Origin of the sequence: Planktothrix rubescens CCAP 1459/22, assembly GCA_904830895.1 — a bacterium.
Taxonomy (GTDB): Bacteria; Cyanobacteriota; Cyanobacteriia; order Cyanobacteriales; family Microcoleaceae; genus Planktothrix; species Planktothrix agardhii.
This window is the reverse complement of record LR882958.1, coordinates 889578-916570: the sequence shown is the minus strand read 5'-3', so window position 1 is coordinate 916570 and position 26993 is coordinate 889578. Positions and strand designations below refer to the sequence as shown.

21 protein-coding genes and 1 riboswitch are annotated in these 26993 nt (G+C 40.6%); of the genes, 8 read left to right on the top strand and 13 right to left on the bottom strand.

The genetic code is table 11. From position 1 onward, the window contains the following. Positions 1 to 29: 29 nt before the first annotated feature. Positions 30 to 806 (bottom strand): DUF362 domain-containing protein, encoded by a 777-nt coding sequence (locus tag NMG86_RS04385; RefSeq protein ID WP_042153324.1) that lies wholly within the window; start codon positions 804 to 806, stop codon positions 30 to 32. Positions 807 to 1172: 366 nt separating this feature from the next. Here NMG86_RS04385 and NMG86_RS04380 point away from each other — a divergent pair, with 366 nt between their 5' ends. From NMG86_RS04380 to NMG86_RS04370, 3 genes are all read left to right on the top strand, one after another. Continuing rightward, on the top strand, positions 1173 to 1463 hold the full coding sequence (locus tag NMG86_RS04380) for a DUF2949 domain-containing protein (RefSeq protein WP_081692362.1): 291 nt from the start codon (positions 1173 to 1175) through the stop codon (positions 1461 to 1463). Between the two features lie 317 nt (positions 1464 to 1780). Then, on the top strand, positions 1781 to 5479 hold the full coding sequence (locus NMG86_RS04375; RefSeq protein WP_144018165.1) for a WD40 domain-containing protein: 3699 nt from the start codon (positions 1781 to 1783) through the stop codon (positions 5477 to 5479). Positions 5480 to 5871: 392 nt separating this feature from the next. Beyond that, positions 5872 to 7107: a Sll1247 family protein gene (locus tag NMG86_RS04370; protein ID WP_043938847.1), complete on the top strand. Its 1236-nt coding sequence runs from the start codon at positions 5872 to 5874 to the stop codon at positions 7105 to 7107. On the opposite strand, the gene NMG86_RS04365 is transcribed toward NMG86_RS04370, so the two are convergent. Beyond that, entirely contained in the window at positions 7082 to 7336 is a 255-nt protein-coding gene (locus NMG86_RS04365) for a hypothetical protein (RefSeq protein ID WP_043937948.1), read from the bottom strand. The two genes, NMG86_RS04370 and NMG86_RS04365, sit on opposite strands and share 26 nt — an antisense overlap. Positions 7337 to 7642: 306 nt before the next feature. On the opposite strand from NMG86_RS04365, the gene NMG86_RS04360 reads away from it, so the two are divergent. The 3 genes from NMG86_RS04360 to NMG86_RS04350 all read left to right on the top strand — a co-directional run bounded on the left by NMG86_RS04360 (position 7643) and on the right by NMG86_RS04350 (position 11833). After that, the gene (locus NMG86_RS04360; protein ID WP_026788830.1) at positions 7643 to 8218 is read left to right on the top strand and encodes a (2Fe-2S) ferredoxin domain-containing protein; all 576 of its coding nucleotides are present in this window, start codon (positions 7643 to 7645) and stop codon (positions 8216 to 8218) included. Between the two features lie 256 nt (positions 8219 to 8474). After that, the gene (gene tkt / locus NMG86_RS04355) at positions 8475 to 10481 is read left to right on the top strand and encodes a transketolase (RefSeq protein WP_026797090.1); all 2007 of its coding nucleotides are present in this window, start codon (positions 8475 to 8477) and stop codon (positions 10479 to 10481) included. Positions 10482 to 10741: 260 nt separating this feature from the next. Next, positions 10742 to 11833 carry an ISAs1-like element ISPlr1 family transposase gene (locus NMG86_RS04350; protein WP_026795269.1) on the top strand — a complete coding sequence of 364 codons (1092 nt, stop codon included), beginning with the start codon at positions 10742 to 10744 and terminating at the stop codon, positions 11831 to 11833. Between the two features lie 238 nt (positions 11834 to 12071). Here NMG86_RS04350 and NMG86_RS04345 read toward each other — a convergent pair whose 3' ends face one another. From NMG86_RS04345 to NMG86_RS04315, 7 genes are all read right to left on the bottom strand, one after another. Beyond that, positions 12072 to 12890: an ABC transporter ATP-binding protein gene (locus NMG86_RS04345; protein ID WP_043939655.1), complete on the bottom strand. Its 819-nt coding sequence runs from the start codon at positions 12888 to 12890 to the stop codon at positions 12072 to 12074. A 179-nt stretch (positions 12891 to 13069) separates the two neighbouring features. Next, on the bottom strand, positions 13070 to 13879 hold the full coding sequence (locus NMG86_RS04340) for an ABC transporter permease (protein WP_026788828.1): 810 nt from the start codon (positions 13877 to 13879) through the stop codon (positions 13070 to 13072). A 4-nt stretch (positions 13880 to 13883) separates the two neighbouring features. Beyond that, positions 13884 to 14921: an ABC transporter substrate-binding protein gene (locus NMG86_RS04335; protein WP_026797089.1), complete on the bottom strand. Its 1038-nt coding sequence runs from the start codon at positions 14919 to 14921 to the stop codon at positions 13884 to 13886. Between the two features lie 39 nt (positions 14922 to 14960). After that, positions 14961 to 15674, bottom strand: a complete 714-nt coding sequence (hypB, locus tag NMG86_RS04330; protein ID WP_040957557.1) for a hydrogenase nickel incorporation protein HypB — start codon at positions 15672 to 15674, stop codon at positions 14961 to 14963. Between the two features lie 49 nt (positions 15675 to 15723). Continuing rightward, a complete protein-coding gene (gene hypA / locus NMG86_RS04325; protein ID WP_026788826.1) occupies positions 15724 to 16140 on the bottom strand; it encodes a hydrogenase maturation nickel metallochaperone HypA in 417 nt (138 codons plus the stop codon). 128 nt (positions 16141 to 16268) lie between these two features. After that, entirely contained in the window at positions 16269 to 17462 is a 1194-nt protein-coding gene (speB, locus tag NMG86_RS04320; protein WP_026788825.1) for an agmatinase, read from the bottom strand. Positions 17463 to 17543: 81 nt separating this feature from the next. Continuing rightward, a riboswitch (guanidine-I (ykkC/yxkD leader) is annotated at positions 17544 to 17684 on the bottom strand. 154 nt (positions 17685 to 17838) lie between these two features. Beyond that, on the bottom strand, positions 17839 to 17997 hold the full coding sequence (locus NMG86_RS04315; protein WP_174235985.1) for a hypothetical protein: 159 nt from the start codon (positions 17995 to 17997) through the stop codon (positions 17839 to 17841). A gap of 97 nt (positions 17998 to 18094) precedes the next feature. Between NMG86_RS04315 and ftsW the strand changes: the two genes are divergently transcribed. After that, positions 18095 to 19297 (top strand): putative lipid II flippase FtsW, encoded by a 1203-nt coding sequence (gene ftsW, locus NMG86_RS04310; RefSeq protein ID WP_026797088.1) that lies wholly within the window; start codon positions 18095 to 18097, stop codon positions 19295 to 19297. Between the two features lie 18 nt (positions 19298 to 19315). Here ftsW and NMG86_RS04305 read toward each other — a convergent pair whose 3' ends face one another. The 3 genes from NMG86_RS04305 to cphA form a co-directional block, all read right to left on the bottom strand. After that, complete coding sequence (locus NMG86_RS04305) at positions 19316 to 20785, bottom strand: ATP-binding protein (protein WP_040957558.1); 1470 nt, start codon at positions 20783 to 20785, stop codon at positions 19316 to 19318. A 250-nt stretch (positions 20786 to 21035) separates the two neighbouring features. Next, the gene (locus NMG86_RS04300) at positions 21036 to 21338 is read right to left on the bottom strand and encodes a hypothetical protein (RefSeq protein WP_026788822.1); all 303 of its coding nucleotides are present in this window, start codon (positions 21336 to 21338) and stop codon (positions 21036 to 21038) included. A 132-nt stretch (positions 21339 to 21470) separates the two neighbouring features. Continuing rightward, positions 21471 to 24068, bottom strand: a complete 2598-nt coding sequence (gene cphA, locus NMG86_RS04295; protein ID WP_026788821.1) for a cyanophycin synthetase — start codon at positions 24066 to 24068, stop codon at positions 21471 to 21473. A 471-nt stretch (positions 24069 to 24539) separates the two neighbouring features. Between cphA and trpB the strand changes: the two genes are divergently transcribed. Continuing rightward, positions 24540 to 25790, top strand: coding sequence for a tryptophan synthase subunit beta (gene trpB, locus NMG86_RS04290; protein ID WP_026788820.1), 1251 nt, complete (start codon positions 24540 to 24542; stop codon positions 25788 to 25790). Positions 25791 to 25843: 53 nt separating this feature from the next. On the opposite strand, the gene NMG86_RS04285 is transcribed toward trpB, so the two are convergent. Then, the gene (locus NMG86_RS04285) at positions 25844 to 26599 is read right to left on the bottom strand and encodes a uracil-DNA glycosylase family protein (RefSeq protein ID WP_052338628.1); all 756 of its coding nucleotides are present in this window, start codon (positions 26597 to 26599) and stop codon (positions 25844 to 25846) included. Positions 26600 to 26993: the final 394 nt, after the last annotated feature.

Here is a 26993-nt window from a genome sequence, read left to right as displayed (position 1 = left end):
ATTTGTGTGGTCAAAATGGGGGTATTATTTTACGAACGCAGTTGATCAATCCGGCCTAAATAACTGGGAATTATTTCCCCTGCAACCCTACAGGCTTCTCGATCAACGCTGATTAAATCTTCCCCCCAAAATACTTTTCCTAATGGGATTGATTCACCTCGGTCGGGTTTCCAATTAGGACTGATAAATTGGCGATCGCCATCTACAATAGCCCCATCAAATAAATGTCCGATACAAAAATAAACATCCTGTAAGATTAACGGAACAGAAGGACGGTGTAATTGTCCTCGTGAATGGGGACTTCTCGCGCGATAATGCGCCCTGGGAAACAAACCATATAAATTTTTTAAGGATGCAGAAATTAAAGGGTTTCCATTTAGAATAGTTCGTTTAAATGCCCCGATACTAATTCGACAGTCCACCTCTGTCAATAAACTGGGGGCGAACATCGATTTAAACCGCACGGGTTGGGGGGACAAATTTGGATATTCAGTTAAAGGGAGGATATCCGCATCCAAAATCCGCATTCCGTCCCCTAAAATTTGATCTATCCCATGACGACGAACAATTTCACCCAGAGACACCGGAGAACAAACCCCTTCTACTATTAAAATTTCCGCATCAGGGTTTTGATGTCGCAGGGTTTGGATTACCGTGGTTAAGACCTGCAAACTGACGGTAACGGGCGGCCCAACGGGATATCCTAAATTGGGTTTGACCAAAATCCGTTTTGCCGTTAATGCGATTTGGGGGGGGTAATAGACGAATTCTGCTGTTTTGACGCCCTGAACGATAGAATTTCTCATAAAACCTACATTTCAACGATTAACCAAATTCGGGAATTTTTAATATTTTTTTAATGAATCGATTTTTATTAAACCATTTTTAGCAAAGGTACTCAAACTTCCATAACTAAAATACCATCAAAAAGCGATGTTCACCCAAAGAGTGGTAGCATTATCTCAATTCAACTCCGAAAATAAAATCTTGTAGAGACTGAGTGTAGTGATTATTTGCCCTGTGATGATGATCACATCATTAACCAGATTTAATCACAGATTTCGCCAGATATCTGTCACTGAGTAGCCCTAGATTTTCGGTAAGATTAATAATGTGGAACTTAATTTCTACCAGAATCTAACTTTTTATGCCCGATTTCTAGGAACCTCAAAATGATTTCACCCAAACAAGCACAACTAATTCAGTTTTTACGTTGGGAGTTAGCGATCCCCGCGTCCTCAATTGCTACAGCTTTGCGCCACCCTGAAAACGATTCAGGTCAGTTACCGATGATCCTATGGCAGTATGGATTAATTACACTAGAACAACTGGATCGAATTTTTGATTGGTTGGAACGATTTGGAAGCATCATGGAAGCGAAATCCGTCATGTATTCTTATCCTGATTATTCCCAGTCTTCAATGGATGAAACTATACATATCTCTGTTTCGCTGGCAGCGTAGTTTCCTCTGGCTTAAACTATTTTGAGAAAATGTCTTAAATCCCATTTTTTAAATTCTGTCTATGTCACGATGTTTAATTAGAAGATTTCAACGACCACAATCTCAATTCAATAATTACTAAGTCAGCTTTAATACAAGGCTGACTTTAATTTTAGTTAAGAATTACAACCGCCTCAAAAAGAAAACTTTCAAAGTTCATTGATGTTAATGGATATGATATCTTCTATATAAAAAATAAAATTCTGACCTTGAGAAGATCAAAGATAAGTTCCGATATAACCACTTTCTGTTACAATTCCTGCGACGGTATAGTAAAGGTGCGGGATAAACAGCAAAAACAAACTCGGTTGTATCTGTTGGTCATGATGAACTTTGAACAGGCACTTGCAATTACCGATACATTGGTTTTTAACAAAACCGGAAAACACTTGACTGACGCACAAACCGCCGTTATTCAAGGAACTTGGTACTGTCAGAAATATCATGAAATTGCTTTAGAATATCGCTGTACTCCTGAATATCTGAAGCAGGACGTAGGGCCAAAATTATGGAAGTTATTATCAGATGAGTTAGGTGAAAAAGTTGGGAAAAAGAATTTTCGCGCCGTCATTGAACGTCGTTCCTTAGACGCTTTATTAGAGGAAGATGGAGAAGTCAGTAGTACAATTGTTCTCCCTAGTTTGCTCTTAACCGTCAACCCTCAACCCTCAAACCTTAATCCTCAAAAGTCAACCCCCTCAAATGTGGACTGGGGAGAAGCACCGGATGTGTCTCAGTTCTATGGACGCCTTCAAGAACTCGCTCAACTTGAACAGTGGACTTTGCAGGAAGATTGTCGGGTGATTGCGTTATTAGGAATGGGGGGAATGGGAAAAACCTCTTTATCAGTAAAATTTGCTCAACAAATTCATCCTAATTTTGATTATGTGATTTGGCGATCGCTCAGAAATGCACCGCCATTAACTGAAATTTTAATCGATTTAATTCAATTTTTTGCTAATAAGACTGAATATAACTTGTCGACCGATCCTGCCCGTCAAATTTCTCAATTGATGGAATTATTAAGAACCTCTCAATGCTTAATTATTTTAGATAATTTAGAATCAATTTTACAAGAAGGAAATCGAGTTGGACGCTACTATCCAGGTTATGAAAATTACGGGGATCTATTTAAACGTTTAGGAGAAACCCAACACAAAAGTTGTCTATTGATTACCAGTCGAGAAAAACCCAGAGAAATATCAGCATTAGAAGGTCAAACTCTGAAAGTTCGTTGTTTACCTTTACCGGGATTAGATACAAAAAATTGCCAAGAAATCATTCAAGCTAAAGGAGTTTATAGTTACTTAGAACAATGGCAAGAATTAATTGAACGCTATGCCGGAAATCCCCTAGCATTGAAAATTGTCACCACTACTATTTATGATTTATTTGCTGGGAATGTTAGTGATTTTTTAGACCAAATCCGGGAAGGAACGGCGATATTTGGGGATATTAGGGATTTATTAGAACAACAATTGGGGCGAATTTCTGAACTGGAATTAGAAACCATGTACTGGTTAGCGATTAATCGAGAACCTTCTACAATAGTGGATTTAAGGAAAGATTTGTTATCAATTATTTCCCCCGTAAAACTGATCGAAGCCCTAGAATCCTTGAGTCGGCGATCGCTAATTGAAAAAAGTAGTGGGAGTTTCACCCAACAACCCGTAGTCATGGAATATATAATTGAAAAATTGATTGAAAAAGTTATCGAAGAAATCGAAACAGAAACCATTAATATTCTTAATCAATATCCCATAATAAAATCCCAAGCCAAAGATTATATTAGAGAAAGTCAAACCCGTTTAATCCTGCAACCGATTGTTCAAAAACTCCTCAACCGTTATCGAATTTCAGGAGAACTCAATCAAAAATTTAAAACCCTAATTGAACGGTTAAAACAAGACCGTCATTCCTCCGGTTATGGAGGCGGGAATATTCTGAATCTTTGTCACCACTTAGATCTCGATTTAGCAGAGTATGACTTTTCTCAATTAACACTCTGGCAAGCCTATTTACAAGATGCTAACTTACAAAACGTTAACTTTTCCGGTTCCGATTTATCTCGATCAGTGTTTGCCAAAACCCTAGGAAATTCCCTCACCGTCGCCCTGGGAAATAACGGAATTCTAGCCACCGGAGATACAGAAGGCAAAATTATTTTATGGACAGTCGAAGAAGGTCAACTATTATTAGTCTGTCAAGGTCAAACCGGAAGCGTCAAGTCCCTCAGTTTCAATTCTGATGGTACTTTACTCGCCAGTGGTAGTGAGGATCGAACTGTGCGACTGTGGAAAGTCTCAACCGGAGAATGCCTAAACCGTTGGTCAGACCATCAAGGAACGGTAAATTGCGTGGGTTTTAGCCCCCAAGGGGATTTATTAGCCAGTGGTAGCGATGACCAAAAGATTCGGATCTGGGATATTGATTCGGGACAATCTGTGCATCAGTTCATCGGTCATACTGACCGTCTATCCACCCTCACCTGGAGTCCCAATGGTGAACAGATCGCCAGCACCAGTGAGGATCAGACGGTCAAACTCTGGGATATTCAAACCGCAACCTGTGTACACACTTTCTATGGCAATGAGGCCTGGAATTGGGCCGTTACCTTCGTTGCTTCGGGATTAACTCCTGGTAAAATTCATTTGATCGCCAGTAGTACCCAGGAAAAAACAGTTCATCTATGGGATGCCAATACTGGTAACAGTTTCCATACCTTTGAAGGTCATCAAGACTCGGTTTGGATCGTGGTTTTTAGTCCCGATGGAGAACTATTAGCCAGTAGCAGCGATGACCAAACCGTGAAACTCTGGAATATCCGAACGGGAATGTGTTTAAAGACTTTAACCGGACTGGAAAGTCAGGTCTGTTCCTTAGCCTTTAGTCCCGATGGTCAAACCCTCGCCACTGGAAGTGTAGATCGGATAGTGCAGTTATGGGATGTGCAAACTGGGCAACGGTTACGAACCTTACGGGGTCATCGTCATCAGGTTTGGTCGTTTGTTGTGAGTCCTGATGGTCGGCGTTTGGCTATTGGTAGTGATGACAATAAGGTGCGACTGTGGGATGTGGGGACAGGTCGTTGTCTCAAGCATTTACCCGGTCATCGGGATTGGGTATGGTCAGTGGTCTTTAGTCCCGATGGCGGGTTAATCGCCACTGGGAGTTATGACCAAACGGTCAAAGTTTGGGATGCACAGACGGGGGAATGTCTCAAAACCTTACATGGTCATAGCGATCGGATTCAAGCTGTGACCTTTAGTTCCGAAGGTATGCTACTCGCCAGTGCTAGTGATGACCAAACGGTGAAAGTCTGGGATGTACAGACCGGAGAACTGTTACAAACCTTAGAAGGTCATCGGCGTTGGGTGGGTTCGGTGGCTTTTAGTCCCCGGGATCGGATTTTAGCCAGTGGGAGTAATGACCATCAGATCCGAGTTTGGAATGTACTAACGGGAGAATGTTTGGCGGTTCTCGAAGGTCACAGTGATCGGGTTCATGTTTTGGGGTTTACGGACAAGGGTTCTGTTTTAGTCAGTGGGAGTTATGATCGTTCGGTGAAATGTTGGAATGTTGAAACTGGTGAATGTCTGCAAACCTGGCGAGGTGAACTTGAACGAGTCCAAGGAATTTTATTCTATCTTCAGAAAGAAGTTTGGGTAAGTGGCAGCTATGATCATAATGTTAAATTGTGGGATATTGCCACCGGGGAATGTGTGAAAAACCTCAAGGGTCATGATCACCCCGTTTGGTCAGTTCATGGTGATCCTCAAGGAAATTTTTTGGCGAGTGGAAGTCATGATCAAGGGATTAAGGTGTGGGATTTACACACTAATGAATGTTTAAAAACCTTACGCGCTGATAAGCCCTACAATGGCTTAAATATTACAGGTGTGACCGGAATCACAACGGCACAAAAAGTTACACTTAAAGCCCTGGGAGCCATCGATCTTAACCGTGATCAAAGCTGATAAGAAATAGCTTTACCGAATCTTTACAATTTATCGTTGATTTTTGCTAAATCTTTATAGAAGTTGTAATGATTTATCTATAGAATATATGTATTCTTACGTAAGCCACACTCTGCCTCAAGTTTTCAGTCATCCTTGGTTGATTCTTATTCAAATTTCTTTTGTTGTTACAGAAGAAGTGGGTTAAAGATAACTGGACGTTGTACTTGCCTCGATACCAGTAGGAGCATACTCCGAAAGAGACGGGAGGGAAAATTGAAATCTCACTTGTTCGAACATTGGGACGGTTAGGAAAACGGACTCAAGCAGGTTATGATGTTGGGTGACAGTTTGGGGTTGTAATAGTTTTCTTGTTGTGTTCGATCTGTCCCTAGAAAAAGAGGGGTTGTACCGTGAATAGTTTGGGGTTCAGCCAGTATTACCATTCGTCAGATGAGCAAGTCATTTATGTTCATCTGCAATGCTGTGTTGATCTTGAAGCACCCCGACAACTGATTCAGCGTTTCTTTAATCTGTTTATCCAAGGTGGGGAATACCCCGATTTAGGAGTTAATTTAGCCGTCGGTCGGATTGTTGATTCCGATTTAGCTAATATAGAATTTCAGTATGTTCTGAACCGCAGTTGCTATATTTTAATTAACCGATGGCGCAAACATCCCAGGGATCAGTGGGCGATTCCTGAACTGATTCATAGTTTTGAACAAACACCCTCGGGTTTACCCTCCTGTTGGACAGCAAAACGCCTCCGTTCATTAGTTAAACGATTTACTCAAACCGAACAATACCAAGCTCTGCGCCGTTTGAGTATGGTTTTTGAAGAAAAAATCAAAGCGGAAGAAGATAAAAAAAGTGATAATGTCGAGGGTTTAATTAGTCGTTATCCCTATCCCTATTTATATGATCATTGTTTTTTAACCGATGATAGTCCCGATGAACAACGCCAGGAAATTCGGGATATGCGGACGCAGGCTCAAGAAACTTTTGAACATGATTTATCTCAATATCTCACCTTTAAAAATATTCATCGGGAACAACGGTTAATCTTACCAACTGTGGAAAACCCTACCCTATTAACGGATAAAAAATTGAATTTTTCCCTCAAACATTTTACGGGGAGAATTGACGGTTATCATACCTATGATGATTTAGCCAAAATTTTTGTCAATCAAATTCAAAACGCTCGTACTTATCGGACGTTTAAAGAAGAATTGTATGAATATTTAACGGATGCAGTTGATACTAAATATGCAAAAAAACATTTTAATAATCGCTTGTACCGAGAACTTCAAGGGACGCTCTCACACAATGATAGTCAGAAAGTGAATGATACTCTGATAGCGGGAACCTGTCGCAAGTTATTAAATTTCCTAGTCGTAGAAAGTCCCCAACAACCCCATCACTTTGTGTTTTTAGATTTAAGCAGTAACTTGGGTGTGACTCGTTCAATTGGGTTACTCTTAAAAATTGTCTTAATTTGTCGGAAGGTTAAATCAGATTTAGAAAAACGGTTCTCGATTCTATTTAACCATTATGCCACTTTTCCCCGAGATAAAGTATTTTGGCTAGTGGAATCTTTGGAAAATCTCAATATTGCTTTTGGTCTTAACTGGGGAAAGTTGAAAGTATAGGAAGGAACACCGGAAAATGACTTGATTTTTCCTCAGCCCGAGTCAACATCGCTTCTTGGAGATGGTCGTCATGTAGACGATCTTGAGCTAATAACTCTCGCGCTTGTTCGTGGGTTTGTTCCACCGCTTGTTCTTCTTCGGCTACTCGGTTGAGCATATTTTCACTGATGTGTTCTTGGTGTTGGCGATCTTGTACCAAGAGTTCCCGGGCTTTGTCTTCCAGATTCATATTAATCGACTCCATGATTTCTCTATCTAAAATTTTTACATATTTTTAGCAAAATGTATCCTAAGTAACAGAAATTTTTATAAACTTAGCATTTCTCAGTATTTAAGATCGGGGTTTATCCCTGGCCACAACTGGCGATCGCCATCTCGTCAGAATTGAGAAAAATTTTATTTGATCTATTGAGAATAATTTTCATTTGAGGTATCCTAGTCTATAGAGGTTCACCGATCAGAGTCTAGGGCTTGATCTGTGGGCTGGTTTGTCCCCATGATTCAAAATAGAGTTCAATCATCCCATTCATTAAATATGGAATTCAATCTCACTGGAACAATCCAAAATGTGGGGATTAAAGATGGAAGACCTAAAGTAATTACCTTGATGACTTCTTTGGGATTATTATTGATTAAAATTTCCAAACAAGTCAGAATTATTGGAATTTCTGATTTAGCTCCGGGTTATCAAGTCAAGGTTACAGGCCAGAAAAAACAAGATTTTAAAACCGGAAAAATTAAGCTAAAAGCAACGCAAGTGCTTTCAAGTTCAAAACCGATATCAACTTTAACTCCATCAGTTTCTTTTAATTCTCAGATTGATCAAGACGGCGAAATTCCCTTAACTCAACCTTCAGTTATTCCTGTTAAACCTGCAAAAATCCTAATTTGTCAAAAATCCGATTGTCGCAAACGGGGAGGAGATCGGGTTTGTTCGTTATTAGAAAAAGAGTTAGCCCAACGGGGATTAGAAGATCAAGTCACGATTCAAAAAACAGGATGTCTGAAAAAATGTAAATCTGGCCCTAATCTTGTGATGTTACCCGATAAAATCCATTATAGCAAAGTTGAATCAAAACAAATTCCAGTGTTAATTGATAAACATTTTTAAAGATATAGCAATCTTAAATTGGGGAAAATGGCAAGTAACGGGTAGGGTATTGACAAAATTGACAATTTGTGCATAGGCAAGAAAATAAACTTTGACCAAAAATCAAGAATTGGGTTGCTTGCGTGTCTCAAGTGATGAGATGATTGTGATGCGGTCTAAGGGTAATTCCAGAGCGACTTATGGCAGAGAATCACTTGTTGAGATTCTATAAAATGAGCGCTCACGCACTCACTAAAGTTTACAGATAACAATAATTATGGTTGATCCAGCCCAATCACTTGAAGAACTTTGCATTAATTCGATTCGCTTCCTAGCCATTGATGCGGTAGAAAAAGCTAAATCCGGCCACCCAGGATTACCAATGGGTGCCGCGCCCATGGCCTTTGTGTTGTGGGATCGGTTTATGCGGTTCAATCCCAAAAATCCTAAATGGTATAACCGCGATCGCTTCGTCCTATCCGCAGGTCATGGCTGTATGTTGCAGTATGCCCTCCTTTATTTAACGGGATATGATAGCGTCACCTTAGATGATATTAAACAATTCCGTCAGTGGGGTTCTCGGACTCCTGGCCACCCAGAAAACTTTGAAACTGAGGGTGTGGAAGTTACCACTGGCCCTTTAGGTCAAGGGATTGCCAATGGCGTTGGGTTAGCGATGGCCGAAGCTCATGACGCGGCGACCTTCAATAAACCCGATGCTGCACTGGTAGACCACTATACCTATGTGATCCTGGGTGATGGTTGCAACATGGAAGGGGTTTCTGGTGAAGCCTGTTCCTTAGCGGGACATCTGGGACTGGGTAAATTAATTGCCCTTTATGACGATAATCATATTTCTATTGATGGAAATACCGAGATTTCCTTTACCGAAGATGTGAGCAAACGGTTTGAAGCCTACGGCTGGCACGTTCTGCACGTTGAAAATGGGAATACCGACTTAGATGGTATCGCCGACGCCATTGCTAAAGCCAAGGCTGTCACCGATAAACCCACTTTCATTAAAGTTACCACCATCATTGGTTACGGTTCTCCCAACAGACAAAATACTGCTGGAGTTCACGGAGCCGCTTTGGGCGCAGATGAAGTGGCCGCGACTCGGAAAAACCTGGGTTGGAACTATGAACCCTTTGAAATTCCTGAAGATGCCTTAGCCCATACCCGCAAAGCCGTTGAACGTGGGGCTAATCTGGAAACTGAATGGAATAAAACTTGGGCTGACTATAAAGCCAAATATCCCCAAGAAGCTGCGGAATTTGAACGCCGCACCAGTGGAATACTCCCCGAAGGTTGGGAAAAATCCTTACCGACATTCACTCCCGATGAAAAAGGTAAAGCCACTCGCCAATATTCCGAAGGATGTCTGAATGCCTTAGCTCCGGCTATTCCCGAATTAATTGGGGGTTCGGCGGACTTAACCCACTCCAACTTAACGGAGATCAAGGGTTTTGGTAATTTCCAAAAAGGACAATATCAAAATCGTAACCTGCGTTTCGGTGTTCGGGAACACGGAATGGGGGCAATTTGTAATGGTATTGGCTTGCATGGTTCGGGGTTAGTTCCCTATTGTGCTACCTTCCTAGTCTTTGCCGACTATATGCGGGCGGCGATTCGTTTAGCTGCTTTATCGGAAATTGGTGTGATCTATGTGATGACCCATGACTCGATTGCCCTTGGGGAAGATGGCCCTACCCACCAACCTGTGGAAACCATTGCCTCCTTGCGGGTGATTCCTAACTTGTTGGTGATGCGTCCGGCGGATGGTAACGAAACGTCTGGTGCGTATAAAATCGCTGTGGAAAACCGTCATCGTCCCACATTGATAGCCTTAACTCGCCAAGCATTACCGAACTTAAACGGTAGTTCTATTGATGTGGTCGGCAAAGGGGCTTATGTTCTGTCCGATAGCGAAGGAACTCCCGATTTAATTCTAATCGGAACTGGAAGCGAGGTTTCTCTGTGTGTGGAAGTCGCCGAAAAATTAACCCAGGTTGGGAAAAAAGTTCGGGTGGTTTCTATGCCTTGTTGGGAACTGTTTGAAGAACAAGATGCTGCTTATAAAGAGTCTGTGTTACCTAAAGCTGTTACCAAACGTCTAGCTGTGGAAGCGGGTTGTAGTTTTGGTTGGCAACGTTACACGGGTAGCGAAGGCGACAGCATCAGCATTGATACCTTTGGTGCCTCGGCTCCGGGTGGTGTGTTGATGGAGAAATTCGGTTACACCGTTGATAATGTTTTGGCTAAGGCGAAAGCGTTATTGGGTTAAGCCAGAAATCAATTAGATTGATTGAGGTGGGCTAGACCCACCTTTTTCCGTCTTGTGTAACTACATAAACAGTATAGCAACCGCCAAGGTAGTTAGGACACCAGACGGATCTTAGAACCCAGACGGTGAAGTATTTTCCCCCCTGTTTCCTCCCCCCCTAGCCCCCAGGGCTGTTTCAAAGTCAGGTGAAAAAGAGTAAAGAAAGAGCGATCGCCACCTGATAAAATGGAGAGCGATCACCATTTTTTTCTAAAATAAAGATGCTAACAAGTTTAATAGAAAATTTAAAAGAAGTCAAGGATTTCCGAAAAAATCAGGGAAAAAGGTATAGTTTATGGGAAGTGCTATTAGTAGTAGTTTTAGGGGTGATGTCAGGGCATCAAGGATATCGAGAGATGGAATATTTTGTCAAAGCCAACGAAGTTATCCTGAAAAGAACATTCAATATCTATAGCCAAGGAATGCCATCTTATTCAACAATAAGGAGGGTGATGAGAGGAGTAGACGAGAAGGATTTAAGCAAAATAGTAAAAGAATGGTCAAGAGAGAATTCTCCTAAATTAAAGGGAATAGAGGGATTAGCAATAGATGGAAAAAGTTTAAGAAGTACGGTAAAAGACCCAGGCAATCAGCAGCAAAACATGGTAATAATGGTATCTCTATTTAGTCAAGAAACCGGATTAGTATTAGCGACGGAAAAGTTCGAGAGTAAAACCGGTTCAGAACAAGCTGTAGCCCAAGGGATAATAGAAGAATGTGGTCTAAAAGGAAAGTTAATAACTGCGGATGCGTTACATTGTAATGTCACCACAGTCCGAAAGATTATCGAGAGTGAAAACGATTATTTAATCGCGGTTAAAAAGAATCAAATCAAACTGTATAATCAAATTGAAAAAATTACAAAAACGACGAAAGCTGAAAGTATAGATACTCAAAAAGAGAGGGGTCATGGACGAGAAATAACTCGTCGGGTATCAGTGTTTAAAAATTCGATAAAAATTGAAAGCCCTTGGGAACATATTCAAAGTATAATTCAGGTAGAAAGGTGGGGATACAGAGGAAAAAAGCCTTATAGAGAAACGGTTTATTATATAAGTAGTATCTGGGAAAAGGCGGATTTTTTTTCCAAAAAAATTAAAGGGCATTGGGGGATTGAGAATCAAGTTCATTGGGTAAAAGATGTGTTATTTAAAGAGGATAGTATGAAAATTCATCAAGTACAAGCCGCGACTAATTGGGCACTGCTCAACACCCTAGGATTGAATATTTTCAGAGGTTTAGGATTTTTGTCAATAACAGAGGGAAGAAGGTGGTTAGGAAATCATTGGGAGAAATTAGTGGCTATCTCTTAATCCGAAGGTTAAAAATGAAAAAATAGAGCAATTAATTTAGGAAAAATAGATAAAAATCGGGAATGTAAGTCTTACTCCATAGGGAATAAGAATATTTATGCTGCTTAGATAATACCTCCTATAATTAATATTAATATAGCAATTATATGAAATATTAATTATTCGGAAAATAGCTATCATGTTTGAGAATTATGACCCAAAAGTAGGCTATAATTTTCAAACATGAAACAGCCCTGCCCTAGCCCCTCGTGCACGGGGGATTGGGGGGGGCTGTTCCGGTGTTCCCTGCTATAACAGATTCTTCTTTGCTTCCCCGCAGTAAATCCATAATATCACCGACATATTTTTGAAATTCTAATTGACGTTTGATTTTATAATTACGTTCTTCGGGTAAATTAATTATAAATTCATCTTGGATTTGTCCGGGTCTGGTACTTAATACATAAATTCTTTGGGATAGAAATACCGCTTCTTCAACGTCGTGGGTAATCATTAAAATTGTACAACCTGTTTTTTGCCACAGTTGCCGTAAAAATTGTTGCATGGTTTCTTTGCTTTGAATATCTAACGCCCCAAAGGGTTCATCCATTAACAAAATTTTCGGTTGTGTGGCTAAAGCACGGGCAATGGCTACCCGTTGTTTCATACCTCCTGAGAGTTGTTTGGGATAACATTGGGCAAAGGGAGTTAAGCTAACAACATCTAAATAATAGGAGGTTTGTTCTCGGCGTTGTTGATGGGAAACCCCCTGTAATTTTAAGCCAAATTCTACATTTTTTTGGACGGTTAACCAGGGATATAAGGTATAGCGTTGAAATACCATTCCCCGGTCTGCTCCAGGCCCGGTGACTTCCATTCCATCCACGATAATTTTACCCGAAGTGGGATAATCTAACCCGGCAATCATTCTTAATAGGGTGGATTTTCCTGAACCGGATGCGCCAACAGCACAGACTAATTCTCCGGTTTCAACGTGCAGATTAATATTTTGTAAGGCGACTAAAAACCCTGTTCGGGTGGGAAATTGTTTATGAAGATTATTTATTTCTAGGTGCATTTTTTTGAGTCCAAACTGAATTATACTATCGTTAGTATCAATTAAATTTTTATAAATTCTATGGCAATTCTTTCTAACTGAGAGTTAATTGTAACTAACAGTTAATTCATGAACTGTTAAGTAGGATACATTATTTTAGATAATGGGCAAAGCCCATCCTACGGTTAGAATACAGTTGATTAATCAACAGCCCATTTGCAGGTTGTTTTTAATAGGAGTCGAAAAGATAAATCAATGGCAAACCCAATTAAACCTAGAATGATTAAACAGGCAAAAATTTCATCGGTTCTCAGGAATTTTTGAGCAATAACAATGCGTTTGCCTAACCCCACTTCGGCGGCAATTAATTCGGCTACAACGACTAAATTCCAACCTGCTGCCATATTAATTCGTAAGGCATCAATAATATTAGGAATAATGGCAGGAATAATCACTTGCGTTAACACCTGTTGACGATTTCCTCCTAAAGTATAGGTGGTTTCAATTAAATCCTTGGGAACGAATTTCACCGCATCCATAACCATCAAGGTATTGAAAAACAATGTTCCGATAAAAATTAACATGATTTTCGGAGCTTCATTAATACCGAGATATAAAACTAAAAGGGGAATAAATGCCGGGGCGGGCATATAGCGTAAAATCCCAATTAAGGGTTCAGTTAATGCCCGAATACTGGCAAAAGATCCCATCGAAATTCCTAACGGAATTGCTAACATTGCCCCCAAGAAAAATCCCAACGTCACCCGTGTAATACTGGCTACGGTATCCTGTACTAAATACCCTTTTTCCCAGAGTCCAAAACCCGCTTGTAAAACTTGGGGAGGAGTGGGAAGAAAGCGAGAATTAAGAATTAACGCTAAGACCCACCATAAACAGAAAGGAATAACAATGGAAAGGGTGACTAATACCCAATTGAGAGCGGGAGGAATGTTTTCAGCAATACGCCAAAAAACAGTGGGTTTTAAAGCTTGGCGAGGTTTGGGTTCCATTGAATTATTGTTTGAGAGCTTCTGCATATTTTTTAACAAATTGAGCATCTAAAATGGGTTCTAAATTGGGTTTGGTTTTGAGGAGTCCCACTTGTAACATAAAGTCACTCATTTTTTTGGCGGCAAAGGGTAAATGTTTCATGGAATTTCCAGAATTAAAGGCTTCTAAATTGTCTTGAATGGTAAAAAATTTAGTCCCATCATTAAACATTTTGAACTCCTCACCAGAAACTCCCGCCCGTTTTGCCATAATTTCATTGGCTTTTTCAGGATTTTTTGCCATAAATTCTCGAATATCAAACCAAGTTTTAACTAATCCTTGCACCTGTTCAGGACGGTCTTGAATCAATTTTTGACTCACCACTAATAAATCGGGAATAGCCCCCGGAAATTCTTTAGAACTGATTAACTCTTTACTGCCTTTTCGTTGTAATGCTGTTAACCAAAAGGGAGGAAATGCCCCCACTGCATCAACTTGTCCCGCTACGAAGGCGGCAGATGCAGCCCCCGTTTCTAAGTTAACAATTTCTACATCTTGACGAGACATTCCCTCTTTTTCTAAAGCTAACGCCAATAAGAAATCATCCACTAAACCTTCTTCAACGGCGACTTTTTTGGCTTTTAAATCTTGAATTTTATTGATATTTTCTGCTACAATAATCTTATCATTTCCGGCAGAGTTATCATTAATTAAAACCGCCACTTGACCATTTTTAGAATCACCTACAAAGGCAATCGTATCATTTAAGGTTTGACAATTCCCATCTAATTGTCCCGCCGCCATTGCTTGTAAGGATTCTAAATAGCCATCAAACCATTTTAATTCAACGTTCAAGCCATTGGCTTTAAATAATCCTTCAGATTCTGCGATCGCCCAAGGCCACCATCCAGACCAATTACTATATCCTATAATTAGGGGGGGTGTTGTCGGAGTTGAAGCGTTATTATTCGGTGTGGAATTTTGGGCTTGATTACAACTTACAATTAACGCTAAACTCGCTACAAATACCCCAAATAAGGATAAAATTTTTCTGCGTTTCATCGATTTTTACCAGATGATTGAGTGGTTAAGTTTTGAGGGTTAAATGGACTGAAGATTTAAGGCTTCTGGGGTTAGGGTTTGCTTGGCTTTGACTTGTGTTCTTACCCATGCAAACCAAGTTTCTAACCCTTCTCCCGTTTTCGCAGAAACCGGAATAATTTTAACGTGAGGATTCATTTGTCGAACATTAGCAGCGATGCGTTCAACATCAATCTCTAAATAGGGGGCTAAGTCCATTTTTGTGATTAATAAACAATCGGCTTCCTGAAACATAATGGGATATTTCAAGGGTTTATCTTCTCCTTCTGTGATACTTAATAACGCAATTTTAGCGTGTTCTCCAACTTCAAATTCGGCCGGACAAACTAAATTTCCCACATTTTCCACAAAGACTAAATCAAAGCTTTGAGGATCATAATCTTGTTCTAATTTATGAATTCCACCCCAGACCATTTTAGCATCTAAATGACAGGAACGCCCGGTATTAATTGCAATCACGGGAACGTTATATTGACGCAATCGTTCTGCATCTAATTCTGTGGTCATATCTCCTTCTATGACCGCAAATTTTAACTCTAAATTTAAAGCTTCTAGGGTTTTTTCTAATAATACCGTTTTTCCCGCCCCTGGACTACTCATAATATTTAAACAGGTGATTCCCCATTGATCAAAATGGGAACGGTTATCATCGGCTAAATGTTGATTCGCATGGAGTAAATTAATTCCTAAACTAACATCAAAGGTTTGGTGCATTTTGTTCTCCTATTGTTAATTAAAGTTGTGCTGGCAGTTAGGACAGAGACTAAGGGCACAAACCAGAAGGTAAACTCTTTTCCTCCCTGTTCCCTGTTCCCTGTTCCCTGTTCCCTGCTATAGAATATTCAATGCGATCAATTTTTAATTCTCGTCCTGAACAAATATCTTCCATCGGTGACTGACAGGTCGGACAAGCATAATGTAAACCGATTTCTGGGGAATATTCCGTTTGACAAGTATGACAATAGGCAATTAATGGAGTTTCTTGAATTTCTAGGATTACCCCTTCTAAAAAAGTATTGCGGGTTTGCACTTCAAAAGCAAACTGCAAACTAACAGGTTCAACACAGGTAAATTTGCCCACAATCAAATGAATTTTATCAATTTTATAAGGTTCAGGCTGTGAATTCCACCAGTCTTTTACGGTTAGAATTAACGCCTTTGTCATGTCAGTTTCGTGCATAATTAGGGGAGCAGGGGGAGCAGGGCAGGAGGCAGGGGGAGAGTGGGAGCGTCCTCCCTCGCTTGCAGTCAACCGTCAACCGTCAACCGTCAACCGTCAACTGTCAACTGTCAACTGTCAACCGTCAACTATGACCATTGAACGAGTTCGGGTTGAGATTCGGGGTAAATATAGGAGGATTTTTGTTTGCGGGGTAATTGACCTGAAACCACTAAATGAGCGAGGGTATCGCAAATGACGCGAGTTGCCATTAAAGAAGTAATATCGCTGATATCGTAAGGGGGCGAAACTTCAACAACTTCTAAGCCACAAACGGGAGCATTTTGAACAATTTTTTTGAGTAAATGTAAGACTTCACGAGGTAATAAACCCCCAGGTTCCGGCCATCCTGTCCCAGGGACAAAACCCGCATCAATACAGTCAATATCGAAACTAATATACACACAATCCGTGCCATCTAATGCCCGTTCTAAAGCAAAGTTTGCCGCCGCATCTAACCCCATTTCCATAATATCAGTTACCGTGAGAATATTAGTTGCTCGTTCTCGACAAACCTTAACGCCTTCACGGGGAACTTGCCAACCACCAATGCCCAATTGAACTAAATTTTTAGCTGGGGCATTCTTCATATTTGTGGCATGAAACCAGGGACAAGTGTGCATCCGTTCATCTAAGTCGGTTTCCTGGGTATCAACGTGACGATCAAAATGAATAATCCCAACTTTTTTATCGCCTAAATGCCGACAAATACCCCGAACAGTGGGGAAACCAATGGAATGATCTCCGCCTAAAATAATCGGAAATGCACCGGAACTAAAAACATGAGCAATGCCTTTAGAAATCTGATCAAAGGATTTTTCATTATTAGCGGGAATCGTAAAAATATCCCCGACATCACAAACCGTAATTTGTTCGCGTAAATCAACCCCTAATTCAAAATTGTAGGGGGTATAAAGAGCAGAAATTCGGCGAATTCCTTGGGGGCCAAAACGAGTTCCGGGGCGATAGGTTGTACCCGAATCATGGGGAACTCCAATAATCGCAACATCATAATTTCCGACTAAACGAACATCTTCTAAATAAGGAGCTTTTAGAAACGTATTAATCCCCGCATAATGGGGTAATTCTCCTCTGGAAAACGTCGGAATTCTGCGATCTTTGATACTTTCTGCGGCTTCTAAACCGTATTCTAAACCGCGATCTACTTCCTGTTGCCAACCTGTTAAAGGTAAGCGATTTTCCCGTTCTAATGCGCGTTGAGCTTCAGTTGAAAATCCATTGAAATTTTCATCGGGAGGTTGAAAAACAGATTGCTCACTCATGGAATAACTCCTGTTAGATGCAGATCAATCCGTACCATGCAAAAAGCCGAGAGCCGTTGCGAGGTACGTCCACTCACAAACTTCTCCCGGGCTTTTTTCCCGCCGTGTAGCTACCCTCTTTGAAGAACGGATTCCTAAAATCTGAATCCAGGATAGCTTGCTTCTCTCGGACCTGTCGTTTTCAGCAATTTGCAGCAAACCGGAACCCTAGAAGCAATTAATTTGAGTTAAAACTTGTCCTGAAATTAACAAGTTCTGAATCGAAAGACAGTATCAAAAGTTACAGAAGTCTCATTTCCTGTTTTTAAGAGTTATGCAGATTCACCTCAGAATTTGAGTATAAAGATCGCTTAATTTTAAGGCGACACCTTGCCAACTAAATTGAGTTTCTACTTGTTTTCTTCTCCATCACTAAAGCCCGGATTTGATCTCTAGGAACAAATTCTTCTGGGCCCGCAATTAACCGAATTGTGCGACAATTGGGACTATGCTGAACCATCAGGGGTTGATCAGGATGACTTCTGCGAGTGAACATATCCACTGGCTATCCTGAGTTCGATATTATTTTAATTGTCCTGAACGCCAAATCCTAAATTATTAACCCTAAGCCTAACTCATTAATTTTCTTGCTGATGAACTTAAAACAAATTTTCCCTTTTTCTACCTCTTTTTTGACCCATTGGTCAACGGAAGCAAGATGGTTACACTGGATAACCTTTCTCTGGTTATTTGTAGGCTTAATTGTGATGTTTTCTGCTTCCTATCCCATCGCCTATGCTGAACAAGGAGATGGATTATATTATTTTAAACGTCAATTAATTTGGACAGCCGTAGGATTAGTCGGATTTAGTTTTATTGTTCAATCTTCCCTGAGATTTTGGTTAAAAATTGCCCAATGGGGGGTTTTAATTGTTCTGGGATTATTATTTCTGACTTTAGTTCCCGGATTAGGAACTACTATTAATGGAGCTACACGCTGGATTTCAATTGGGCCGATTCCGATTCAACCTTCGGAGTTAATGAAGCCTTTTTTGGTCTTACAAAGTGCTCGTTTTTTTGGCAATTGGTATCGTTTAAATTGGCAAGTTCGGTTAATTTGGTTAGGAATTTTTGGGATAGTTTTATTATCTATTCTTACCCAACCAAACCTCAGTACCACCGCCCTTTGTGGGATGACTCTTTGGTTAGTGGCTTTAGCGGCGGGACTGCCTTTTTCTTATTTAGGAGGAACAGCTTTAGGCGGGGTACTTTTAGCTATTTTAAGTGTTACTATTAAAGAATATCAAAGACGACGAATTTTATCTTTTTTAAATCCTTGGTCTGATGCAATGGGAGACGGATATCAGTTAGTTCAAAGTCTTTTAGCGGTAGGTTCTGGAGGGTTTTGGGGAACGGGATTAGGATTATCTCACCAAAAATTATATTATTTACCGATTCAATATAGTGATTTTATTTTCTCGGTTTATGCGGAAGAATTTGGCTTTATTGGGGGGATATTATTGTTATTATTGTTAACAATTTATGCAACCCTAGCCCTAAGAGTGGCGATGAAAGCACAACAAATTGAACATCAATTAGTAGCGGTGGGAGTGATGGTAGTGATGGTGGGACAATCTTTATTAAATATTGGGGTAGCCACGGGGGTTTTACCAACTACAGGTTTACCTTTACCCCTATTTAGTTATGGGGGAAGTTCCATGATTGCTAGTTTAGCTTTAGCTGGGTTATTAATTCGGGTAGCTAGAGAAGAAAATCAAGCCCAGGTAATTTCTTTAGCTGATCATCGGTCAACCCCAAACCCACGTCGCGGAATTGGGCGATCGCCAATCCGTTAAACAATTATTCCATTTCAGTTAAGAACAGGTCATAGAATCTAAGCAAGGATTGAGGGATACAGAGGAATGATATTGAATCGGAATAGTAATCATAAATTCGGTTCCTTGTCCAAATTCAGATTCAAAGGATAGCATCCCTTCGTGATAATCTTCAACAATTTCGCGACTAATAACGAGTCCAAGTCCCGTACCTTTTCCGATTACTTTTGTTGTAAAAAACTTTTCAAACAGTCGCATTTTTACATCCGCATCCATTCCTAACCCATTATCGGTGATTCGTACCCGAACGGTATTAGTTTGAATTACCTCTGTTTTAATATGAATTATGGGGGTTTCCTGACCCTTTTCCCATTTTTCTGTTGATTCTTCCAAAGCATCAATAGCATTACCTAAAACATTCATAAACACCTGATTGATTTTGCCGCCATAACATTCAACTAAAGGTAAATTTCCATAGTCTTTTTGAATCATAATTTCCGGGCGATTAGATTTTGCCTTCAACCGATTTTTTAAAATTAATAATGTACTTTCTAAGCCTTCATGTAAATTACTAGGTTGCACCGTCAATTCATCTTTTCGTGAAAAATTTCTCAGCGATCGGGAAATTTCAAAAATCTGATCCGCAGATATTTTTACTGACTTAAAAACTTCCGGTAAATCCTCAATCACAAAATCCAAACTCACCCCTTGCATATAGCTTGTAATCTCTGGAATGGGTTGAGGACATTGTTTTTGATAGAGTCGCAGGAGATAAATCAAATCTTGAATATAGTTATCAATACAATTAATATTTCCGTAAATACAGTTAACAGGATTATTGATTTCATGGGCTAAACTGGCAATCAGTTGACCCAAAGAAGCCATTTTTTCCTGATGGAACATTTGGGCTTGGGTTTCTTTGAGTTGTTTTAAGGTATGAGATAGTTGTTGGGCTTGAGCATAGGTGATCGCAGTGGTTTCACAGCTTTTTTTATACAATAAAATTTGCTGTTTTTCTACTTCTAATTGTTCTTCCTCACTTTCAAGCTGATATTGACTAACAACGGCATCTAAAGCATCTAATAATTGATCTGAAGCCGAGCTTAAAATCAAGTTTAGATCCAAATTATCCAGTCCTAAATTATGATCCGGTGTATTTAACAAGGATTTAACCGCAGCTATATAATCGCGAACCTGTTGATCCAGATGATAGGGAGGTAAATAATATATTTTATGAATGTCTGAGGATAGAGTAGATTTTAAACCGTGATTAAACTGACCCAAAATTAACATTTGATGAGATTCCTCAAAACTGAGGAGATTATCTTGTAAAATCCTGATAATCTGCTCTCGTTCTGCCAAACTTTTATGATTAACTAACCTCAAACAAAATAAAGCAATTCGTTGGGATAACATTCGTTGACGACCACTGAGATTAATGATCGCTGCACTAATATTTTGAACAGCATGAATTTCATCGAGATTAAAATAATCATCAAGCTTAATCATCGGTATCCCCCACTTGCTCATAATTGGTTACGTCCTTGAATTAATCAACAAAGACTAATCCTGATTCCCTATATCTCAATTGTCTAAACTTATTGATCTATTATTTGTATCTATTATTACACTGCTATAGGGGGTATTTCTCTCCCATAAAATTAAAATAGGGTTAAGAACAGTAGCTACTAGACGAGTTTTTAACGTCTCTACTACAATTCTCAACCCGATGAATCGTTAAATTATTTTTGGCTAGAGGTTACGGTTTTTTGATTTCCTTGGCCAGATTTCGGTACATATCCATGCTGCTATCGGCTCGACGGCGTTCAGTTTTGCTAGAAGATTCCTCAGCCACAGGATTAAAAGATACCTGTGCTTTTGGCGTTGTAGATTTAGGAGCCTCAACTTCAACGGGGAAAGTCTTCTTGACTGGAGGTAAATCCTTGAATCTGTCCATATCCCCCAGACCTTGGGCTGCATTACCGTCGAGATAGAAACCACTTCCCGTTTCTTCCTGGGGTTTAGAATCCCCTTTTCTGCCAAACAAACCAAATAATGCCATCTGACTCTCCCGCTAATTTGAGTTGTGAATAATTTTAAGTTTTATAACATTTTATCAGAAATTGTCTTTAATCTTAATTTGTTGTTGCTGCTAAAGCCCAAGAATTTAGGCGGGCTAAAGCCCAACAACGAATTAAGGGCAATTATGTGACTGAAGCAGAGCTAAAACTTTCTTCACACCTTCGGGGAAAATCACCACCAAACTACCCGGAGTTGCTTCACCCAGAGCAGTTTGAATAGCTTGCACTTCTTCGAGAATAATCTCATAATCAAAATCAGGATTTTCCTGTTTAACCCCAATTTCAATATATTTAGCGACTTCTCCCCGTTGAGATCCTCGGTTATCCTCATCTTCCTTAATAATAATCCGCTCGAACATTTGGGCTGATAATCGTCCTAATTCGATAAAATCCTCCGGGCGACGGTCTCCGGGTGCACAGACCACCCCAATTCGTTTCCCATCGGGCCAATTGCGAACAAACTCCAGAATTGCTTGAAAACTCGCACGGTTATGGGCATAATCCAATAAAACATGGAAAGACTGGTAGGGAATTAAATTCATCCGTCCGGGGGTTTGTTCCACCGACATCTGGAATGTCCGCAAAGCCTGACTAATCTCCTCAATGGTGACTCCCTGGACATAGGCCGCTAAACTAGCGGCCAGAGCATTAGCAATCATAAAGGGAGCTAACCCCCGTAAGGTGAGGGGAACATTCGCCATCTGTTCCACCCGAATCATTTGATCTGCTTTTAAAAAGGATAAATAACCCGATTCATAAATCGCGGCAACTCCTCCCTGAGCAACGTGCTCACTAATAATTGGGTTATCAGCATTTAGTGAAAAATAAGCCACTTTTGCTTTTACCTGTGATGCCATGGCTACAACTAAAGGATCATCGGCATTTAACACCGCATATTCACTAGCCGCCTTTGCCACAACGCTTTTCACCTCTGCCATCTCCTCCACGGTGTTAATATCCTGTAACCCCAGATGGTCTTCGGAAACATTCAACACCACTCCGACATCACAGCGATTAAACCCCAACCCAGACCGGAGAATCCCCCCCCGGGCGGCTTCTAATACGGCTAGTTCCACGGTGGGATCATTTAAAATTAAGGCGGCACTTTGAGGCCCGGTATTATCTCCGGCTTCTGCTAAAAAATCTCCGATATAAGTACCATCAGTGGTAGTAAAACCCACAACTTTTTTAGTTTTTTTAAGGATATGGGCGATTAAGCGGGTGGTAGTAGTTTTACCGTTAGTTCCGGTAATGGCGGTAATCGGAATCTGGCTGGAAGTTCCAGGGGGATACAGCATATTCACAATCGGAACTGCAACGTTTCGGGGTTTGCCTTCATTGGGGTGAATGTGCATCCGTAACCCAGGGGCGGCATTCACTTCCACAATCACCCCGTCCACTTCTCGCAGGGGGCGACTAATATCGGGGGCGGTAATATCAATTCCGGCAATATCTAAGCCAATAATTTGGGCGGCGCGTTCGGCAATCCAAATATTTTCCGGGTGAATTTCATCGGTTTTATCAATGGCAATGCCACCCGTACTTAAATTAGCAGTTGCCTTTAGATAACAAATATCTCCTTTTTTGGGAATACTTTCTAACCGATAGCCTTGTTGTTTTAAAATATCAATACTATTGCGATCAATTTCAATCCGAGTTAACATATTTTCGTGACCACTACCTCGACGAGGATCAAGGTTTGTTTCTTCGACTAATTCTACTAAATTTGAGCGACCATCTCCAATAACATGGGCCGGAACCCGTTGAGCTACCGCCACAACTTTTCCATCCACAACTAACACCCGATAATCATTTCCTTGATAGTACCTTTCAACAATTATAGTGCCAATTTTTGATTCACTTTTAGCCATTTCGTAGGCGTTTTCCGCCTCACTCCAGGTTTGAATGTCTAGGGTAATACCTCGACCATGATTCCCATCTAGGGGTTTTAAAACAATCGGAAATCCACCAATATCATCAATAGCTTTTTCTAAATCATCTAAACTATCAATAACGGTTCCTTTGGGAACGGGTAAACGGGCTGCATCCAAAAGGGTTTTTGTGCCTTCTTTATCTCCAGCAAATTCAATTCCTAAAATACTGGTGCCGTCGGTTTGGGAAGATTGAATTCGTCGTTGTTTTTTGCCATAACCAAGTTGAATTACATGGCGGGCGGGTAATTCTTTCCAGGGAATTCCACGAGCTTCAGCTTCTTGAACAATTGCCTCCGTTGTCGGGCCAAGTTGAGCCTCTGAGAAAATTTCTTGTAAGTCTTCTAAATCCTGCCGCAGTTCGGTTTCCCGATAAAATCCATGATCAATTAAACGATGGCATAACCGCAGTGCCGACCTGGATACATAGCGTCCAGCTTTGGCTATTTTATATTCAAAGATCACTCGATAGACTCCGGGTTGGGAACTCGGACGAGTACAGCCAAAGTCTACGGGCATTCCGACTAATCTTTGCAATTCTAAGGCAACTTGTAGAACTACATCACTCATCAAGATTCCGGTCTTTAGATTTGTCAGGAAATCTTGATATTTTGGTTGAGTTAAATTGGGTAAAATTTCACAAAGTCCATCGCAGAAATCTGGAATTTCATTGGTGTAGCGATTATCCTTTTCTAAATCGAGGTGAATAATAATCAGATTGTGAACATCAATACTCCAATAATTAGGCCCTGATAAGGTTTGAGTTTTTATAATTTTCATTGGTATTCCCTCCTAAACTCATGGATACAGCCATTTCAGCAATTCAATATCGAAATTAATTATCTCACAATTTAGGAATATATAAACACTAAAATGCCTGAAGTTGGACAAATTTTCCAAAATTTAAGGAAAATATTAGATTCTGTTAAGACTTTACAATCAACCCCACAATTCCCTGGAGCAAGGATTGACTAATTGATAATGATTTAAACCCTAAGATCAGCTTTCGTTTTGAGAACATGACTAGCAACTGATCAAGCATCTCGAAGTAATTTTTTAGATCTCTTTTAAAGATTAATAGAAATTTATAGCAATCCGTGCTGAGGTTATAATTATTTTTTGACCTGCTAAATTATAGATGGAATCCCTGCCCGTTTACGCCGGGGAGGATGTCAATTTCTATATCGAAAAAACAGGGTGGGTCGATCTATAATTATAAAATTGTTCTTCAGTAATTATTTCCCAATCGCCGTGACTACCACTCCCTTACCTCCCAACCCCCAACGCCCCGCCACACAACGCCCAGACCTGCTCGGACGCTTCGGACAATTTGGGGGCAAATATGTCCCAGAAACCCTAATGCCCGCCTTAGCTGAACTGGAAACAGCCTATAATCATTATCGTCAAGATCCTGAATTCCAAGCCGAACTACAAAGCCTGCTGAAAGACTATGTGGGACGACCTAGCCCCCTATATTTTGCCGAACGCCTGACCCAATATTATGCCAGACCCGACGGCACGGGCCCACAAATTTATCTGAAACGGGAAGACCTCAACCACACTGGCGCCCATAAAATTAATAACGCCCTCGCCCAAGCCCTATTAGCCAAAAAAATGGGCAAACAGCGCATTATTGCCGAAACCGGGGCGGGTCAACATGGGGTAGCCACGGCGACGGTTTGCGCCCGCTATGGCTTAGACTGTGTGATTTATATGGGTATTCATGACATGGAACGTCAAGCCCTAAATGTTTTTAGAATGCGACTATTAGGGGCGGAAGTTCGCCCGGTGGAAGCGGGTACGGGAACCTTAAAAGATGCCACCTCTGAAGCCATCCGCGACTGGGTAACTAATGTTGAAACAACCCATTATATTCTCGGTTCCGTTGCTGGCCCTCATCCCTATCCCATGATTGTTCGGGATTTCCATAATGTGATTGGGGTAGAAACCCGCGCCCAATGTTTAGAAAAATGGGGTGGTTTACCTGATATTTTATTAGCCTGTGTCGGAGGTGGTTCTAACGCCATGGGGCTGTTTAATGAGTTTATTCAGGAAACTGACCTTCGCCTCATTGGAGTCGAAGCCGCCGGGTCGGGGGTGGAAACGGGAAAACACGCTGCTACCCTTACCCATGGCCGGGTGGGAGTGTTACACGGGGCGATGAGTTATCTTTTACAAGATGATGATGGCCAAATTATGGAAGCCCATTCGATTAGTGCCGGGTTAGATTATCCGGGGGTGGGGCCAGAACATAGTTATTTAAAGGATTTGGGTCGGGCGGAATATTATAGTGTGACTGACCAGCAAGCCTTGGATGCGTTTCAACGGTTATCCCGTTTAGAAGGGATTATTCCAGCCTTGGAAACAGCCCATGCGATCGCCTATTTAGAAACCCTTTGTCCTCAATTAAAAGGTAGTCCTCGGATTATTTTAAATTGTTCAGGACGGGGGGATAAAGATGTTCAAACGGTACAAAAATTCTTGAATCATCCTAACAGTTAAATTCAGCAATAAAAGCAAAATCGTTTGTAGGAAGGATGGGTGATACTAGAACTTTATTGGTTATGTCGCAAAGCAGAACGTAGCCTTTCAAGTTCATCGTTTTGTAAACACTTAGCAAAAGAACGATTAGCTCGCGCATTTGGATGGGGAAGAAATGTAAACAATCTTTGATTCCGCCCTATTTCAATCAATTCAGATAGCAATTTTTCTGGGGGAATTTTAAATTCCCTTTGAATAAATTGTCTTGCACGTGCTCCTAAGACGACTATCACCCTTGCTTTTGCTAGTTCTAAAATTCTCATTAAATAGGCTTGTACACATTGCTCTTGCGCTTGTTCCACACCGAATTCGTGATGGGATTTGCAATGCACAATTTCTGTCAGCGCATAATCGAATCCTGGGATAACATCTCGTTGAAGAAGTTCAATCGCACGTTTCCTCACTGCTGCCCAAAATTGAGTAACGCGACTATAAGTTCCATCTGTTCGCAACGATTTTGTCCCATCCCGAATCCAGGTTTTATGTCCGCCTCCAAAACGATGATTAAAATAATCATGGACTTCTTTCGATGACCAATCCCAAGTAGGATACACCTCATCACCACCAATTGATGGATTGGAACTGAGAAATAGAATGGGTGCTTCCTCTATTTGCCCACTCCACGGTTCAGGAACTTGGAATTTTTTTAAGCTGAGGGTATTTTGATACTCAACAATTGCACGACAAGGGTTTTCAGCAGCAGAATCCCCTAAGCATTGTTGTGCATGGGAGCAATTAACAATTTCATCTAGGAGAGTTTTTTCGGTCATTTCTTTATCGGATATAAAACCTATTTGCAAAATTTATACTAGCAAATTCAATACCTTGTGGTCAGAGGAGGAAATTAAAACTGAGGTCTAACTACACATTATAGCGGGGAACAGGGAACAGGGAACACCGGAGGAAAAGACTTCACCGTCTAGCTTTGCTGCATCACTCTTTGTCCTAATAGGTCTGGCGACTGCTATATACGGAAAACTTCTGTATAAAACTCCCGAAATTCATAGTTGACGAGATTATGGGGGTTCTGGTACACTTAGAGAAGTATCTCTCAAGGGGTTACTTTATCTAAAGGCAAAAAATTAAGCTAAAGCTCTTATTCTTTCCTAAAATATTAGGGTTTTCTGACGAAATTTTAGCTTGATCAGAAACAAATTTTAGCAA

Excerpts from the sequence above, each read along its gene's own strand:
- NMG86_RS04385 (WP_042153324.1), bottom strand. The coding sequence starts at position 806 with ATGAGAAATTCTATCGTTCAGGGCGTCAAAACAGCAGAATTCGTCTAT.
- NMG86_RS04380 (WP_081692362.1), top strand. The coding sequence starts at position 1,173 with ATGATTTCACCCAAACAAGCACAACTAATTCAGTTTTTACGTTGGGAG.
- NMG86_RS04365 (WP_043937948.1), bottom strand. The coding sequence starts at position 7,336 with ATGAATCTGGAAGACAAAGCCCGGGAACTCTTGGTACAAGATCGCCAA.
- NMG86_RS04360 (WP_026788830.1), top strand. The coding sequence starts at position 7,643 with ATGGAATTCAATCTCACTGGAACAATCCAAAATGTGGGGATTAAAGAT.
- tkt (WP_026797090.1), top strand. The coding sequence starts at position 8,475 with ATGGTTGATCCAGCCCAATCACTTGAAGAACTTTGCATTAATTCGATT.
- NMG86_RS04350 (WP_026795269.1), top strand. The coding sequence starts at position 10,742 with ATGCTAACAAGTTTAATAGAAAATTTAAAAGAAGTCAAGGATTTCCGA.
- NMG86_RS04345 (WP_043939655.1), bottom strand. The coding sequence starts at position 12,890 with ATGCACCTAGAAATAAATAATCTTCATAAACAATTTCCCACCCGAACA.
- NMG86_RS04340 (WP_026788828.1), bottom strand. The coding sequence starts at position 13,879 with ATGGAACCCAAACCTCGCCAAGCTTTAAAACCCACTGTTTTTTGGCGT.
- NMG86_RS04335 (WP_026797089.1), bottom strand. The coding sequence starts at position 14,921 with ATGAAACGCAGAAAAATTTTATCCTTATTTGGGGTATTTGTAGCGAGT.
- hypB (WP_040957557.1), bottom strand. The coding sequence starts at position 15,674 with ATGCACCAAACCTTTGATGTTAGTTTAGGAATTAATTTACTCCATGCG.
- hypA (WP_026788826.1), bottom strand. The coding sequence starts at position 16,140 with ATGCACGAAACTGACATGACAAAGGCGTTAATTCTAACCGTAAAAGAC.
- speB (WP_026788825.1), bottom strand. The coding sequence starts at position 17,462 with ATGAGTGAGCAATCTGTTTTTCAACCTCCCGATGAAAATTTCAATGGA.
- NMG86_RS04315 (WP_174235985.1), bottom strand. The coding sequence starts at position 17,997 with ATGTTCACTCGCAGAAGTCATCCTGATCAACCCCTGATGGTTCAGCAT.
- ftsW (WP_026797088.1), top strand. The coding sequence starts at position 18,095 with ATGAACTTAAAACAAATTTTCCCTTTTTCTACCTCTTTTTTGACCCAT.
- NMG86_RS04305 (WP_040957558.1), bottom strand. The coding sequence starts at position 20,785 with ATGATTAAGCTTGATGATTATTTTAATCTCGATGAAATTCATGCTGTT.
- NMG86_RS04300 (WP_026788822.1), bottom strand. The coding sequence starts at position 21,338 with ATGGCATTATTTGGTTTGTTTGGCAGAAAAGGGGATTCTAAACCCCAG.
- cphA (WP_026788821.1), bottom strand. The coding sequence starts at position 24,068 with ATGAAAATTATAAAAACTCAAACCTTATCAGGGCCTAATTATTGGAGT.
- NMG86_RS04285 (WP_052338628.1), bottom strand. The coding sequence starts at position 26,599 with ATGACCGAAAAAACTCTCCTAGATGAAATTGTTAATTGCTCCCATGCA.